Source organism: Arthrobacter burdickii (assembly GCF_030433645.1).
Classification (GTDB): Bacteria; Actinomycetota; Actinomycetes; order Actinomycetales; family Micrococcaceae; genus Arthrobacter_D; species Arthrobacter_D burdickii.
The window spans coordinates 184,868-198,945 of the sequence record NZ_JAROCG010000002.1; the positions used below are offsets into that span (position 1 = coordinate 184,868).

Genomic DNA, 14,078 nt, shown 5'->3' on the forward strand with positions numbered 1-14,078 from the left:
CCTGTCAGAGGCCGTCGGCCGCGTGGAAAGTGCGCAGGGCCTCGACCACGAGTTTGTGGTCCTCGAGCTGCGGCAGTCCGGACACCGTCACGGTGGCCACGGGTCCCACGCCCCGGACGTACAGCGGGAACGAGCCCCCATGGGCGGCATGCGTCGAGGTGTCGAACATCGGGTTGTCCTCGGCGTGGCCACCGTTGCGGCGTGCGCGGAGGCCGACGAGCAGCGACGGCACGAAGTAGCGCGCTGCCGTGCGGCTCTTCGCATCGAGCCAGTAATCGTTATCGGGGGTGGCGCCGTCGAGCGCGGCCCGGAAGAGGATGTGGTTCGGCTTGCAGATGCTGATCGCGATTGGCAGGTCGCGGCTGACGCCCAGCTGGACGAGGAGCTGTCCGAGCGCCACGGCGTCGTCGTTGGTGAAGCGGGTGAACTGGAGCTCCGCGACTTCCGCCTCGACCGTCGAGATGAGCGACTCGAGCGCTGCGGCAGGCTGGTCGTCCCCGCCGTCAGGATCGAACGGGGCGAGGATTGCTGCAGAAGCTTCATTGCTCATTCGCCTAATGTACGTCGTTGATATCCCTCGGTGGAATCTACTTCGGTCGTATAGCGAAGTGGCCGTAACAGGTACCATTCCGCGCGGCACTCCGCCGGGAGGGCTACTTCTTGGTCCGGCGGCTCCCGCCGTGCCAGTCCTCCTGCAGCCCGGCCTCATCCTCCTCTACGCCGAAGCTGCGCAGCTGAGGGCGCTCCCGCAGGCTCCTCTTGAGCTCGGCAAAACCGGGGAAACGCGCCAGGCCCAGCACGTGGTCCCAGAGTTCGACCGCCTGGTCGGGATCGGGCAGGCGGCTGATCACGGGACCGAAGAAGGCCACGCCCTCCGGTGGCTCGAAATGGATGATCGGCGTCCCAACGTCCTTGCCCGTCAGGGTCAGGGCCTCGTCCGTCTCCGCCTGGATGGCGGCGTCGAGCGAGGAGTCCTCCAGGGCGTCGGCGAGGTGTTCGGGCAGTCCGGACTCGGCGAGGACCGGCACCAGGAAGTCCACAGTCCCGCGGTGGCCGCCGTCGGAATCGTCCTTGTGCATGTCGAAGATCCGGGTGCCCAGTCGCTCGTAGAGCCGCCCGACGGCCTCGGGTCCGTGTTCCTCCCGGGTGCGTGCGGCGACGCGCAACAGGCGTAGGCCCGCGGTGTGCCCGGCTTCGTAGCCGACGGGAAAGTGGGCGTCGTAGTCGACGGATGCGTTGAGCAGGCGGAGTGAGATGAAGCGCCATTCGACTGCGTAGTCGCGCTGCTCCGACACCATGCGCACCCACTTGCTGGTCATCCAGGCGAAGGGGCAGACGGGGTCGAAATAGAACCGGATATCGGGGGAGGTCATGACTTCACGCTAGGGATGCTGCACGCCGGGGGTCAAGGACTCAGAGTCCCGGCACGCACGGGCCGGTGCCGAGCAGTGCGAGGCCGGCGCGGTCTCCGTCGCCGAAGGAGATCTGCCCGATGTTGTCCGCGTACATGAGCTCATGAGGGTCATCGACGTGATCGAGCCCGACGACGTGCCCGAGCTCGTGCATGATGGTCGCTTTCAGGTACGCGCGGCCGTCCGGGTACTGCAGGGTCTCGGCGGCGTCCGGGGCGTCGAGCTGCACCTGCCCGCCCACGTACACCAGAGGGTGTCCCAGTGTCTGGGCGTAGTCGCTGCCGCCGAGCCCGGCCACGTCACCCTCGAGTCCCGGGATCTCGGTGGGGTCCGTCCACGTGATGAGTACCGGGACCCACCTCTTGCCGTACAGCTCCGGCTGGTACAGGTCGCGGTCCTCGGTGGGCGCCTCCATGGTCGTGCCGTCGTCCACGAACTGCAGTCCTGTCGCCGCCGAGACCTCCGCGACGGCTTCCTGGACGAGGCCCTCGGACCCCGCCGGCGCGTTGTCCGGCCGCACGACGTAGTGCACGGGGCGGCAGGGGTCGTACGCCACCCACTCCTGGTCCTCGACCGGCGACTCCATCAACTTGTACGCGTTCGACGCCGGTGCGGGTGGCGGAACCCCGAGCGGGACGTCGCCGGCCTCGACGCCGCGGGGCGGCACCTCGGCGCCGGGCAGGTACGGCAGGGCGGCGGGCAGCACATAGCGGTCGAACAGTGTCGGCGTCAGGTACAGGAAGACGAGGAGCGCGAGTGCTCCTACGGTCCCGAGCCGCAGCTTCATCCTCGCCCGGCGGCGCTTCTTCTGTGCCGGACCGGGGCGCCACGGCGGGGGAGCAGACGCCTGGCGGAGGGCGTCGTCGAGCGACCATTCCGGGATCCTGCCCGACGGCGACCGGCGCACGCCGTTCATCCGGGCGTCGCGGCCCTCGTGGAACCACTCGCGGTCCATTGCGCCCATTGCCCGAGCCTTCCCTTTGGATGATCCTCGTTCATCCTGCTGCACGTGCCGGGACGGTTTGCCCGATTCGGGGCGACCTTGGGCAAAGCTGCGTGAAGGCTGATGCGGGTGCGGCGCCGGCCGGCTGGCTCGGGTGGCTCGGGTGGTTCGGTTCGGAGCCTGGTGTGCCGAGCGCGCTGTCTCATCGGTTGGGTCCGCCGTCCTGCCCGTGCCGGCAGGCTGAGTTCGCCGTGATGCCCCATCTCGGCGGCCTAGCGTGCCCTCGACCAGGCTTTGGTGGGCCTGGTGCGGCGTCGTGCACGCGTTGCATCGACAGAATGACTATGACGTGCACGAAGCCGCACGGACCCGCCGTTGTTCCGGGCTTTTGCCTGCGCCCATCCCACGGACCGGCGTGTCTCGCCACAACACGCGATTGGGCACCAAAACCAAGGAACGACGGCGACCCAGCCCGCCCGCAAGCCCCGCGGCCCACCAACGACGACGGCCCCGCCCACTGCAAAGGCAGCGGGCGGGGCGGAATCGGCAGCACCGATGGCGTTTTGGAAAGTAGCCGTCAGCGGGCTCCGGCCAAGAGTCCTTCCCGCAGCACGCGGTCGGCGAGCGGAGATGCCGCCGGCAGTCCACGGGCGATCTGCTGGGCAAGGCGCAACGCCCCGTCGGACGTCCGCCCGCAGCCGTCCAGGAGCACAGTCCACAGCTGCTCGACGGTGTCGCACCTGGTGCTGGTGCCCGTGCGTCCCGCGAGGATCCAGGCGTCGCCACTCACCCGCACGACGGGCCCGCCAGGCAGCCCGGCGGTGATCGAGTTCATCACCTGAGCCACGACCAGCAGGTCCCGCGTCGTCCGTACCGGTCCGAGCGCCGGATCGGCGACGACCGTACGGCCGCATGCTCCACACATCAGCAGTCCGGTATCCGGGTCATGGCATCACATCCCCGGAGTTCGGTCCGAGGGTCTGGCCGACGAACAGGTTGCCGCCGGGATCGCTCGCGAGGAGCAGTGCGGTCGGAGCGACCTCGGCCGGCACGCCGAACCGCCGCAGTGGCAACTCCGCACGCTTCGCGACCTTCCAGTCCTCGGAGATGCCGTCGACGAGCGGCGTCTCGATCGGACCCGGCGCGATGCAGTTGGCCAGGACGTTGTCGGCCGAGACCTCGAGGGCGAGGGCCTTCGTCATCCCGATCACCCCGGCCTTCGCTGCGCTGTAGTGGCCGAGTCCCGTGCCGCCCTTGATGCCCAGCTGGGAGGAGATGTTGATGATCCGCCCCCATCGCTGGCGACGCATGGGGCCGACGACCTCACGGCAGCAGAGGAACACCCCGGTGAGGTCCACCGAGATGGTCTCCGTCCACATCGCAAGCGTCATGTTCTCGATCGGGGACTCGGTGAGGAGCCCGGCGCTGTTGACCAGGATGTCGATGGTCCCGACTCTGTCGCGGGCGGCAGCGAAGGCACTCCGGACGCTGTCCTCGCGCGCGACGTCGACCTCGATGACCCCCGGGCCGGGGGCACGGTCCAGCACCACCACCGTGTCCCCCTGCGCCGTGAACCCGTCCGCGATTGCCGCCCCGATCCCGCTGGCGCCTCCGGTCACGACGACGGTGCGGGGACTGCCGGCACCCCGTGGCTCACCGCCCGCCGTCATGCGCGCATCTTGATGGTCAGGCCGCCGTCCACGATGAGCGACTGTCCGGTGATGTACCGGGAAGCGTCCGAGGTCAGGAATCCGATCACGTCGGCGACCTCCTCCGGCCGGCCCACGCGACCCCATGGAATATCCTTGCCGGCCCGCTCGAGCCCCTCGGGGCCCAGCGAGTTCACCGGGTCGAGGGACTGCGGTGTCTCGATCAGGCCGGGAATCACCGCGTTGGCGCGGATCTGCCGTGGCCCCAGTTCCGACGCGATGCTTCGGATGAGCCCGAGGACACCGGCCTTGGCCGAGGCGTAGTGCGCGTGTTCCTCCCACCCGTACACGCCACCGGCGATGGAGGACACGGCGACGAGCGCGCCGGGTCCGTCCATCCGCTGTGACGCCGACCGCAGCGTACGGAGCACGCCGGTCAGGTCGACGTCGAGCATCGCGGTCCACAGGTCGTCCGTCAGCTCGTTGAGCGGAGCATTGCGGAGGATGCCCGCGTTGGCGATCGCGTAGTCCAGGCGTCCGTACTCATCCAGGGCGCGCTGAGCGAAGGCATCCACCGAAGGAGTGGACCGCACGTCGACCTCGTGGATGACGCCCTCCCCACCGGCGGCCCGCACGCCGGAGAGGGTCTCCTCCGGGTCGTGCGGGTCGCCGGGGAAGGTGCCGATGATGGTCCGGACGTTCCGGCCCGCGTAGTGGACGGCGAGCGCGCGGCCGATACCGCTGGCGGCGCCCGTGACGATGGCTACCTCAGACTGCTGCATGCGGCTCCTCAAGGGCGACGGCCGCGACGGGTCGTGCGGCGATCATCAGGACGCCGGAGAGCAGGGTCCCGACGGCGCCGACCCACAGGGCGGCTGCTCCGGTGCCGGCCGCGGTGGCGACGATGGTGAAGAGTGCACCGCCGATGATCGTCCCCGGCTGACTCATGGCTCCGATGAAGGCGAGCCCGGTGGCACGGCAACTGACGGGGTAGCACTCCGCCATGAAGTACTGGATGGCGGCGTAGGGGCCCACCAGGAAGAACAGGCCAGTGCCGTAGGTGAGGATGATCAGGAACGGGCTCGACACCAGCGGGCTCAGCATCACGGCGAAGGACAGGCCCGAGATGATCCACCCCACGATGATGGTCCTCTTCCGGCCCACCTTGTCACCGACCCAGCCGTGGAAGACATAGCCGAAGTAGGCGAGCATGTTGATGACGATCAGCAGCAGGAAGGCGTCGGTCAGCTCGACGCCCTTGGCGTTGGCCAGCACCGAGGTGCCGAGGACGCTGAAGATCGCGATGCCGAAGAAGTTGAGGATCCAGGCGAGCGAGAAGACGATCGTGTTCCGGCGGTACTCGCCTTCCCAGATGCGCTTGAGCGGCGACGTCGAGGAGTGCTCGACGCCGTAGGCGGCTGCGAGCGCGTGGGCTTCGTCGCTCTTGCCGCCCTTCTCCAATTCGGTGAGGCGCTGGTGCAGCTCGAACTGCGGCGTCTCCTTCAGCTTGCGGGCGATGAGCAGGACGATGATGATCGCGGGGAGCGTGGCCATGAGGTAGAGCGCGCGCCAGCCGAGGAGGGGCAGGAACGCGAGCCCGAGGGCGCTCGCGAGGAGGAAGCCCAGCGGCCAGCCGCCCTGGATGAAGGAGTAGTGGAACCCGGGACGCTTGCGCTTCCGCTCGTCCTCGGTGACCTGGTAGACCTCGTTCATGTAGGTCGCGTTCACGGCCTGCTCGGAAAAGCCCAGACCGCCGAAGGACCGGACCAGGACCAGCAGCGCATTGCTGGCGAAGCCGAGGGTGGCAGGGATCAGGGCGGTGACGCCGGAGATGACAGCGGTGCCGCCGACGGTCAGCATCATCCCTTTCTTGCGGCCGAGACGGTCGATCACCGGTCCGATGCCGAAGCAGACGATCGCCGTTCCGACGGCGATCCAGGTATTGACGGCGTACGCTTCCGGCGCCGTCCAGCCGAATTCCTCCTGCATGGCCGGCAGGAGGGTGCCGAACAGGCCGTAGTCGAAGACCGCCACGGTCCAGGCGCAGAGGGCGAGAACGGTCGCCGTGCTGGTCTTCTTCTTCGAGAACACCGGGAAATTGCGTTGCTCGTTACGTGTCGGCGTCGAAAGGTCGACACCCTCTTGAATGGACATCAGTTCGATTCCTTTCGGGGATTGCGTGCCAGGAACGAGTCGGCGATCTGGTCGAAGGTGTGCCAGGTGACGCCCTCGTGGGAGTTGAAGTGCTGGATGAGGCGCTCGAGCATGAGCAGTACCTGCGGCCTGCCGGAGACGTCCGGGTGGATCGTCATGGTGTAGACGGCGGAGTCCATCTCGGCGTAGACCCAGTCGAACTGGTCCCGCCACATCTGCTCGATGTCCCGCGGGTTGACGAAGCCGTGCGAGTTCGGGGAGGCCTTGATGAACATCATGGGAGGGAGGTCGTCGAGGTACCAGTTCGCCGGGATCTCCACGAGGTCGGTCTCGGAACCGCGGACGAGGGGCTTCATCCATGCCTCCGCGGGCTTGGTGTAGTCGATCTTCGTCCAGCTGTCCCCGACCCTCACGTAGTAGGGCTCGAAGTCGTTGTGCATGAGCGAGTGGTCGTACTTGATGCCCCGCTCGAGCAGGATCTCGTTGGTGATGGGCGAGAACTCCCACCAGGGAGCCACATAACCGGTGGGCCGACGGCCCGAGACCTTCTCGATGAGGTCTATCGACTTGTCGAGGATTGCCGTCTCCTGCTCACGGGTCATGGCGATCGGGTTCTCGTGCGAATAGCCGTGGACGCCGATCTCATGGCCGGCATCCACGATCATCCGGGTGAGGTCGGGGAAGGTCTCGATCGAGTGTCCCGGAACGAACCAGGTGGAGGGCAGGGAGTACTTCTCGAAGAGGCGCAGGATCCGCGGCCCGCCGACCTCCCCGCTGAAGAGCCCGCGGGAGATGTCGCAGGGGGAATCCTCGCCGCCGTAGGAGCCGAGCATTCCGGCAACTGCGTCGACGTCTACGCCGAAGGCGATCTGTATATCTTTCGTCATGGGGTAGGCCTTTCCTGGTGGGGGTGGGGGACGGTGGTCGGTTCTGGGGGATCAGGGTCTGCCGCGCTCGCGGACGTGGCGGGCGACGTCGTCGGGAGGCAGTCCGAGCGCGAGCAGGGCGTGCAGGAGCGTGCGTGCCTGGGACGGACGGAGCAGCCCCGACGGAACGGCGCCGGCGTCCTCGAGCGTCTTGCCGCCGCCGGCGCCGTACACGCCGTACACCGGTCCCGCATGGACGCGCGTGCTGGTGACGACGACGACGCCGTCGCGCACCGCCGCGCGCACCGCATCGCAGAGCTCTGCGTTCGCATTCCCCAGCCCGGTGGCCTCCAGGACGATCCCGCGAGCACCGGCGTCGAGCGCGGCAGCGAAGAGGGTTGCGTCCGCGCCGGGATAGGAGGGGACGATGTCAACCCGCACGGAAGACCCTGACGGGGGAGGGGGGAGGGGAGACGGGCGCTCAGGGGCCGGTCCCAGCTCGACGACGCCGGTACTCGAGACGGATCCCGCGGATCCCCGGTCCGGGTTGCCGAAGGCATGGAGCCGGCTCGTCTCCGTCTTCCGGGTGCCGGGAAGGGCGAAGACCTCCCCGTCGAACACGATCAGGGCACCCCTGCCGCGCGCCTCGGGTGACGCCGCGAGGGTGATGGCGCCCCGCAGGTTCGCCGGTCCGTCCGGTTCCTGGCTGTCTGCAGCCCGCTGGGCGCCCGTGAACACGACGGGCCGCGAATCGTCGTGGAGGAGGTCGGCGAGGTAACCCGTCTCCTCCATCGTGTCGGTGCCGTGGGTGACGACCACGCCGAGCGTCTCGGGGGACTCCAGCGCGGTGCGGATGCCCGTGCAGACCGAGAGCATGTCGTCGAAGGTGAGGAGGTAGGAGCCCTTCTGCATGAGGTCCACGACCTCCACAGCGGGGACGTTCTGCCCGGCCGCCGCCAGCACGGTGCTGCCCGCATCGGCGGCGAGGGTCGCGCCGGCCGAGGAGTCGTTGCGGGACGCGATCGTGCCGCCCGTCGCCAGCAGCACGACCTGCCCGGTAGTGGTTGATCCCATCGGTGCCCACTCCTTACCCAATCGTTTGGGTTACCCCCCTGGAAAAATTTCGGACGAAAAAAGACCAGGGGTTTCTGCGGGGATCCTAGAATGGTTCCCTCACCAACCCAATCGTTTGGGTTGATTGAAAAGAACCCTAGGATGTGGTCTGGGTCTCGTCAATGGAGTCTTCGAGATTTCATGCGTCTGAAACAATCCCAGGAGGAGAAAGAAGGGGGCACGCGTGAAGGCACCAGGCAAGAGGCGTCCGGCGGTCACCCTGAAGGACCTCGCCGCCGAGCTGGGGATCCACGTCTCCACGGTGTCGCGGGTGCTGCACTCCGACACGGAGGTGGCACGTGGGGCAGCCTCGAAGGAGACCGCCCAGAAGGTGCGTGACCTGGCGAAGTCGAGGGGATACTCACCCGATCCGCAGGCCACCAGCCTGCGCACCCGCCGGACGAGAGCCATCGGCGTGATCGTGCCCCGGCTCTCCGACATCGTCCTCGCGACGATGTACGAGGGCGTGGAGGAAGCCGCCGCCGAGAGCAACCATTCGACCTTCGTGATGAACTCCCACGACAGCCTGGACGAGCAGCGCCGCAAGGCCGAGATCATGCTCGCGCGGCGCGTGGACGGGCTGATCCTGGGGGACGTCCATGCCGGCAGCAGCCTGGTCGACGACCTCACCGCCCGCCATGTGCCCTTCGTCCTGATGAACCGCCGCTACCCGGGATTCCCCTCCTCGACCTGCGACGACACGGCGGGAGGACGACTGGTCGCGGACCACCTGTGGAGCGTCGGGCACCGCTCCGTCGCGATCCTCGCGGGTGAGCCGTACGCCAGTACGGGAGTGGACCGGACGGCCGGGTTCGTCGAGCGCTGGCACGAACTGGGCGGCGAGGTGCCGGCAGACCGCATCCTGCCGTCCCGCTTCGACACCGAGGGCGGACGCCAGGCGGGCGAGGAGCTGCTGAGCCTCCGCGGCGAGGTGCCGACCGCCGTGTTCGCCGTCAACGACTTCGCAGCCATCGGCGCCATGGGAGCGTTCCGGGCCGCCGGTCTCGTCGTCGGCCAGGACATCGCCGTCGTCGGGTTCAACGACACGTCCCTGGCCGCGCAGCTCCCCATTCCACTGACCTCGGTCCGTTCACCCATGGTCGAGATCGGGCGGGCCGCCGTCGGGATGCTGCGGCGGGTGATGAACGGGGAGGAAGTCGCGTCGGTGCGCCATCCGCCGGAGCTGTTCGTGCGGGAGAGCAGCGCGTCGGCCGGCGCCGCACCGAGGGGAGCTGCCGTTGTGCTCGCGGGCAGCTCCGGGACTGGCGGCCTGCAAGCACCATGATGGCTCGACGGAACGAGCCTGCGTAGCAATTGGATTCGTCGTCAAGTCGTCGCTTCCAGCGGCTCCCTTCAGTCGGCGAGCAGTTCCATGATGCCCTGATCGATGAACGCCTGATCGACGGGATTGAAGGGAGCCATGTGGCCCCAGATCGTCGGGATGGGCCTGGCGACAGCTCCCGGTATGCGGGCGGCTTCATACTCACTGTCGATGGGCGGGAAATACCGATCCGTCTCGGCGTTCATGATGATCGTCTTCGCACGGATCGCTCCCAGCGCCGCGTCGAAGTCGCCACCGAAGGTGGGATGGTCACCGAGGTCGTTGTGCATCCAGGTCTGGATCTGGGCGAGGAGGTCGTTGGCATCGCATTTGAGGTAGAAGGGGTCCCAGAAGATTTCGATGAACTCCTCCGCGCTACCCGCTCCGAATCCGCGGTACAGCTCCTCACGGTAGAACGCCTCCGAGAAGCCCCATCCGGCGTAGATGGATGCGAAGGTCCGCAGGCCACGCACCGGGGGCTTGTCGCCGTAGAAGCCGTCATTCCAGTCGGTGTCGGCCGTGATCGCACGGATGAGGGCGTGCAGGAACACCTTGTTGTAATGGGCTGTGCGGGCGGAACCGGAGATCGGCGCGATGGCCTGCACCATCTCCGGGTGCAGCGCCGCCCAAGCGTAGGTTTGGGAGGCGCCCATGGACCAGCTTGTCACCAGCCGAACTTTCTCGATGCCGAATTCCTCGGTCACCAATCGGTATTGCGCGTTGATGTTGTCGTAGGCCGTGACTCGTGGAAACGTGCCTTTGCCGAAGGGGGGAGGTGTGTTGCTCGGCGAGGAGGAGACGGCCGCCCCGAAGTGGTTGGGCACGATGATGAAGTATTTGCTCGGCTTCAAGGCGCGGTTCTCGCCGGTCATCCATGTCGCCGTGTCGGTGGGAGTAGCAGTGAACCAGGTCGGACAGATGACGACGTTGTCCTTCGCTTCATTCAGCTCACCCAGCGTCGTGTAGCCGAGTTGGGCGGAGGGAAGGACGGAGCCCTTCTGGAGGCTGAAATCCCCCAGGTCGAAAAGTTTATGCTCCATCGCATTGCTCCCTTCGCCGACGCTCCCTCGTTGGAGCTCAGGCCGATCGTACAGAAACAGCCCACCCCGGTACAGGCTCGACGTCGGGCACGACGTCGCCCAGGACGTACCGGACGGCCCTCACTCCCAGACGGCGCGCCGGCTTCTGGCTGCGTCGGCCCGGGCAGTGAGGGCTTGCTCCATCGTCACGGGCTCGAAGTGCGTCACCGTCCCCGGTGCGCTACGGGCGACGACGTCCATGTCCGCGCTGATGACCGTCGCGACCATCGCGTACCCACCGCCGGAGACCGCATCGCGGTGCAGGACGATCGGCTCCTTGCCGCCCGGGATCTGGATGGACCCGACCGCGTAGCCCGCGTCCACGATGTTGGACGGATCCGAGCCGGCCCCGAAGGGCTGCGTGCGCGGCTTCCAGGCGATGTCGGGTCCGGAGTAGCGCAGGCCCGTCCGGTCGGCCACGGGAGTCAGTTTCCACGAAGCGCTCACGAGGGTCTCCATGCCCTCGGCGGTCAGCCGGTGGTCGTACAGGCCCGGCAGGATGCGGACGGTGACCTCCTTCGCATAGACCGGCCTCAGGTCCTCGGGGATCGAGTCCCGAACGGATCGGGCCGACGGCGCGACGGCGCCCACGGGGAGCGTGTCGCCGGCCTTGAGGGCGCGGCCCTGCCAGCCGCCAAGGGCGCCGAGCGCATAGGTGCTGCGGCTCCCGAGGACCAGGGGCACATCGATGCCGCCCTGCACCGCGATGTAGTAGCGCGTTCCGCCCGAGAGCATCCCGAAGGACACCTCGTCCCCCGCAGCGAGCGGGAGCCGGGTCCACTGCTCCACCGGCGCTCCGTTGACCTTGACCTGGACGGGCGCGCCGGTGACGGCGAGAACGGCGTCGGCGTCGGTGGTGAATTTCGGGCCGAGGTAGGCGCACTCGAGTACGGCGTCCGTTTCGGCATTGCCCACCAGGGCATTGGCCATCGATGCGGACAGCTGGTCCATGGCACCGCCCTGCGGGATGCCGACGTTGTAGTAGCCGAGGCGGCCCAGGTCCTGGACCGAGGTGGCGAGGCCGGGTTCGAGGATGTCAAAGGCCATGGAGCTTCTCCAGAATGTCCCGGTTGTGGGCGGTGGGGTCGGCCAGGGCCTTCTGCAGGTCGAAGGTCACCGGGGCCTGGCGGTAGGTGAAGGTCCCGGCGTCGACCTCGGCCTGGATGGTGCGGTATTCGTCCTCGCCGACGGGTCGAAACTTCACGATGTCGCCGGGCCGGAAGAAGATCATGAAGTCCGAGAAATCGTCGAGTTTCTGCGCCGGGTCGAAGATGGGTGCCGCCGCGATACCGAACATCTGGTAACCGCCGGCGCCCCGGACCGAGTAGATGCAGGCGAAGCAGCCTCCGTGGCCGACGGTCAGCGGCGGGGTGTCCGTGCGCGGGCTCAGGTACTTCGGGACCTCGAGCTGCTCCTCCTGCGGAACGATCTGGAACATGAAGGGAAGTCCCGCGACGAATCCCACCATGGACACCAGCCATGGGGACTCGTGGTGCTTGCGGATGAACTCCTGCGGGGAGGAGAGGCCGTTCTCCTCGGCCGCGAAGTCCAGGTCGGTGCCGTCCGGCCGCTGGTGGCCCTTGCGGAAGCGGGCGCCGGTCTCGCGCGTGTACGGGTCGTCGTACCAGACGGGGATTTCGATGATGCGGGTCTCCAGCGTCTGCTCGCTGAGCTGGGCGACCTCCTCCTCCACCTCCCGCACGAGCGATTCCAGCCGGTCCGGCGGGACGACGTCGGGATCGAAGCGCAGCAGGAGGGAGGCGTTCGCCGGGCAGATGTCCACGACGCCGTCGACGGCCCGCGCCGACAGCCGTGTCGCCATGGCATTCGCCTTGAAGTTGGCGGCGAGGCTCATGCTCTCGGCGATCTCGACGAAGAGGAACTCGTCGCCGCCCCACGTGTAGCGCGCGGCGTCCAGCTGCTGGGATACCTGGCTCATGGTTGGACTCCGAGGAGGTCGGGGGTGGACTCGAGGAACTTGGAGTGGTGGGTCACGTCCCGTACCTCGGGCCTCTGGAGGACGGTCGACAGGAGCGGGAGCGTCGTCTTGACGCCCTCGATCCGTATCTCGCCCAGTGCACGCACGGACCGCTGGATGGCTTCGGCGCGGCTCGCGTCCCACACCACCACCTTGGCGAGCAGCGAGTCGTAGTACGGTGCGACGGCGGATCCGGCGACGACGCCGGAATCGACCCGCACGCCGGGGCCGCCCGGCCAGTCCAGGCGCTGCAGCGTGCCGGGGCTCGGCATGAAGTTCTGTGTCGGGTCCTCGGCGTTGATCCGGAACTCGAAGGCGTGGCCCCGGAAGGTGACGTCCTCCTGGCGGAGCCGCAGCTTGCCGGTGGACGCCACGAGCAGTTGCTCCCGGATGAGGTCGATGCCGGTCACCATCTCCGTGACCGGATGCTCCACCTGGAGTCGGGTATTCATCTCGATGAAGGCCGCCTGCTCCTGGTCTGAGTCGTAGAGGAACTCGATCGTCCCGAGACCGGAGTAGTTGCACTGGCGCCCGAGTTCGATCGACGAGGCGAGGATCGTCTCGCGGACGCCGTCGGGCAGGAGGGGCGCAGGGGCTTCCTCGATGATCTTCTGCTGGCGGCGCTGCAGCGAGCAGTCCCGGTCGCCCAGGTGGATGACGCGTTCGCCGTCGCCGAGGATCTGCACCTCGACGTGCCGTGCGCGCTGGACGAAATGCTCGAGGTACACGGCGGGATCACCGAACGCCGCCTGCGCCTCCGCGCGGGCGACGTCGACGGTTCCGACGAGGTCCTCCTCCCGGGTGACCAGGCGGATGCCCCGTCCTCCACCGCCCGACGATGCCTTGACGACCAGCGGATAGCCGACGGCCCGCGCGATGGGGAGGGGGTCGACGTCGGGGTCCAGGGCGCCGTCACTCCCCGGCAGCGTCGGCACTCCGGCATCCTCCGCGGCCTGTCGCGCACGCGACTTGTTGCCCATCAGTTCGATGGCGTCGGCCGAAGGCCCCACCCAGGTGATGCCGGCACCGGTGACCGCGCGGGCGAATCCCGCGTTCTCGGACAGGAAACCGTACCCGGGGTGGACGGCGTCAGCCCCGGACGCCTCCACGGCGGCGAGCACCGCGGCGGTGTCGAGGTAGCTCTTCGCTGCCGACGCCGGGCCGATCACCTGGACGTCGTCCGCGAGGGACGCCGCGTAGGAGTCGCGGTCCGGTTCGCTCGCCGCGAGGACCGTCTGCAGCCCGAGTTCCCGGGCCGCGCGGATGATCCGTACCGCGATCTCCCCGCGGTTGGCGATCAGGACGCGTTCCATCGCTAGCCCTCCGACACCGTGGCGATGACGTCCCCGGGATTCACGGTCCCGGAGTCCTCGACCGCGAAGCTCTCCAGCGTGCCGGCGACATCGCTGCGGATCTCGGAGAACTGCTTCATGATCTCCACGACGCCGATGGTCTGGCCCGCCTCGATGGAGTCCCCCTCGTTCGCGAAGGGTTCCTTGTCCGGTCCGGGCTTGCGGTAGAAGATGCCTGGCAGTGGGGAGACGATGTCGGCCACGGGAGTCC

The 14,078-nt window shown here is 68.0% G+C and carries 15 protein-coding genes; 1 reads left to right on the forward strand and 14 read right to left on the reverse strand.

Translation table 11 applies throughout. The features are described 5' to 3' along the window. Window positions 1-4: 4 nt before the first annotated feature. The 9 genes from P5G52_RS15520 to P5G52_RS15560 all read right to left on the reverse strand — a co-directional run bounded on the left by P5G52_RS15520 (window position 5) and on the right by P5G52_RS15560 (window position 8,098). Window positions 5-550: a heme-degrading domain-containing protein gene (locus tag P5G52_RS15520; protein WP_301229172.1), complete on the reverse strand. Its 546-nt coding sequence runs from the start codon at window positions 548-550 to the stop codon at window positions 5-7. 103 nt (window positions 551-653) lie between these two features. Further along, on the reverse strand, window positions 654-1,373 hold the full coding sequence (locus tag P5G52_RS15525) for a mycothiol-dependent nitroreductase Rv2466c family protein (RefSeq protein ID WP_301229173.1): 720 nt from the start codon (window positions 1,371-1,373) through the stop codon (window positions 654-656). Window positions 1,374-1,413: 40 nt separating this feature from the next. Further along, the gene (locus tag P5G52_RS15530; protein WP_301229174.1) at window positions 1,414-2,376 is read right to left on the reverse strand and encodes a matrixin family metalloprotease; all 963 of its coding nucleotides are present in this window, start codon (window positions 2,374-2,376) and stop codon (window positions 1,414-1,416) included. A 556-nt stretch (window positions 2,377-2,932) separates the two neighbouring features. Then, window positions 2,933-3,280: a hypothetical protein gene (locus P5G52_RS15535; RefSeq protein ID WP_301229176.1), complete on the reverse strand. Its 348-nt coding sequence runs from the start codon at window positions 3,278-3,280 to the stop codon at window positions 2,933-2,935. 19 nt (window positions 3,281-3,299) lie between these two features. Then, the gene (locus P5G52_RS15540) at window positions 3,300-4,025 is read right to left on the reverse strand and encodes an SDR family NAD(P)-dependent oxidoreductase (RefSeq protein WP_301229178.1); all 726 of its coding nucleotides are present in this window, start codon (window positions 4,023-4,025) and stop codon (window positions 3,300-3,302) included. Next, the gene (locus P5G52_RS15545) at window positions 4,022-4,786 is read right to left on the reverse strand and encodes an SDR family NAD(P)-dependent oxidoreductase (RefSeq protein WP_301229180.1); all 765 of its coding nucleotides are present in this window, start codon (window positions 4,784-4,786) and stop codon (window positions 4,022-4,024) included. The genes P5G52_RS15540 and P5G52_RS15545 overlap by 4 nt, the downstream gene beginning before the upstream one ends. Further along, window positions 4,773-6,158, reverse strand: coding sequence for an MFS transporter (locus P5G52_RS15550; RefSeq protein ID WP_301229182.1), 1,386 nt, complete (start codon window positions 6,156-6,158; stop codon window positions 4,773-4,775). The genes P5G52_RS15545 and P5G52_RS15550 overlap by 14 nt, the downstream gene beginning before the upstream one ends. Continuing rightward, window positions 6,158-7,045 carry a polysaccharide deacetylase family protein gene (locus P5G52_RS15555; RefSeq protein WP_301229184.1) on the reverse strand — a complete coding sequence of 296 codons (888 nt, stop codon included), beginning with the start codon at window positions 7,043-7,045 and terminating at the stop codon, window positions 6,158-6,160. The genes P5G52_RS15550 and P5G52_RS15555 overlap by 1 nt, the downstream gene beginning before the upstream one ends. 51 nt (window positions 7,046-7,096) lie before the next feature. After that, on the reverse strand, window positions 7,097-8,098 hold the full coding sequence (locus tag P5G52_RS15560; protein ID WP_301229186.1) for an asparaginase: 1,002 nt from the start codon (window positions 8,096-8,098) through the stop codon (window positions 7,097-7,099). Between the two features lie 223 nt (window positions 8,099-8,321). On the opposite strand from P5G52_RS15560, the gene P5G52_RS15565 reads away from it, so the two are divergent. Next, window positions 8,322-9,422, forward strand: coding sequence for a LacI family DNA-binding transcriptional regulator (locus P5G52_RS15565; protein ID WP_301229188.1), 1,101 nt, complete (start codon window positions 8,322-8,324; stop codon window positions 9,420-9,422). Between the two features lie 68 nt (window positions 9,423-9,490). Here P5G52_RS15565 and P5G52_RS15570 read toward each other — a convergent pair whose 3' ends face one another. From P5G52_RS15570 to P5G52_RS15590, 5 genes are all read right to left on the reverse strand, one after another. Further along, window positions 9,491-10,498 (reverse strand): alpha/beta fold hydrolase, encoded by a 1,008-nt coding sequence (locus tag P5G52_RS15570; RefSeq protein WP_301229190.1) that lies wholly within the window; start codon window positions 10,496-10,498, stop codon window positions 9,491-9,493. Between the two features lie 120 nt (window positions 10,499-10,618). Then, window positions 10,619-11,584, reverse strand: coding sequence for a 5-oxoprolinase subunit C family protein (locus tag P5G52_RS15575; protein ID WP_301229192.1), 966 nt, complete (start codon window positions 11,582-11,584; stop codon window positions 10,619-10,621). Further along, window positions 11,574-12,476, reverse strand: a complete 903-nt coding sequence (locus P5G52_RS15580; RefSeq protein WP_301229194.1) for a 5-oxoprolinase subunit B family protein — start codon at window positions 12,474-12,476, stop codon at window positions 11,574-11,576. The genes P5G52_RS15575 and P5G52_RS15580 overlap by 11 nt, the downstream gene beginning before the upstream one ends. Further along, window positions 12,473-13,828 carry an acetyl-CoA carboxylase biotin carboxylase subunit gene (locus P5G52_RS15585; protein ID WP_301229196.1) on the reverse strand — a complete coding sequence of 452 codons (1,356 nt, stop codon included), beginning with the start codon at window positions 13,826-13,828 and terminating at the stop codon, window positions 12,473-12,475. The genes P5G52_RS15580 and P5G52_RS15585 overlap by 4 nt, the downstream gene beginning before the upstream one ends. A gap of 2 nt (window positions 13,829-13,830) precedes the next feature. After that, window positions 13,831-14,070 carry an acetyl-CoA carboxylase gene (locus tag P5G52_RS15590; protein ID WP_301229198.1) on the reverse strand — a complete coding sequence of 80 codons (240 nt, stop codon included), beginning with the start codon at window positions 14,068-14,070 and terminating at the stop codon, window positions 13,831-13,833. Between the last annotated feature and the right edge of the window lie 8 nt (window positions 14,071-14,078).

Coding starts and splice junctions, on each gene's coding strand:
- P5G52_RS15520 (WP_301229172.1), bottom strand. CDS start 550: ATGAGCAATGAAGCTTCTGCAGCAATCCTCGCCCCGTTCGATCCTGAC.
- P5G52_RS15540 (WP_301229178.1), bottom strand. CDS start 4,025: ATGACGGCGGGCGGTGAGCCACGGGGTGCCGGCAGTCCCCGCACCGTC.
- P5G52_RS15575 (WP_301229192.1), bottom strand. CDS start 11,584: ATGGCCTTTGACATCCTCGAACCCGGCCTCGCCACCTCGGTCCAGGAC.
- P5G52_RS15580 (WP_301229194.1), bottom strand. CDS start 12,476: ATGAGCCAGGTATCCCAGCAGCTGGACGCCGCGCGCTACACGTGGGGC.
- P5G52_RS15585 (WP_301229196.1), bottom strand. CDS start 13,828: ATGGAACGCGTCCTGATCGCCAACCGCGGGGAGATCGCGGTACGGATC.
- P5G52_RS15560 (WP_301229186.1), bottom strand. CDS start 8,098: ATGGGATCAACCACTACCGGGCAGGTCGTGCTGCTGGCGACGGGCGGC.
- P5G52_RS15570 (WP_301229190.1), bottom strand. CDS start 10,498: ATGGAGCATAAACTTTTCGACCTGGGGGATTTCAGCCTCCAGAAGGGC.
- P5G52_RS15525 (WP_301229173.1), bottom strand. CDS start 1,373: ATGACCTCCCCCGATATCCGGTTCTATTTCGACCCCGTCTGCCCCTTC.
- P5G52_RS15550 (WP_301229182.1), bottom strand. CDS start 6,158: ATGTCCATTCAAGAGGGTGTCGACCTTTCGACGCCGACACGTAACGAG.
- P5G52_RS15555 (WP_301229184.1), bottom strand. CDS start 7,045: ATGACGAAAGATATACAGATCGCCTTCGGCGTAGACGTCGACGCAGTT.
- P5G52_RS15535 (WP_301229176.1), bottom strand. CDS start 3,280: ATGTGTGGAGCATGCGGCCGTACGGTCGTCGCCGATCCGGCGCTCGGA.
- P5G52_RS15545 (WP_301229180.1), bottom strand. CDS start 4,786: ATGCAGCAGTCTGAGGTAGCCATCGTCACGGGCGCCGCCAGCGGTATC.
- P5G52_RS15530 (WP_301229174.1), bottom strand. CDS start 2,376: ATGGGCGCAATGGACCGCGAGTGGTTCCACGAGGGCCGCGACGCCCGG.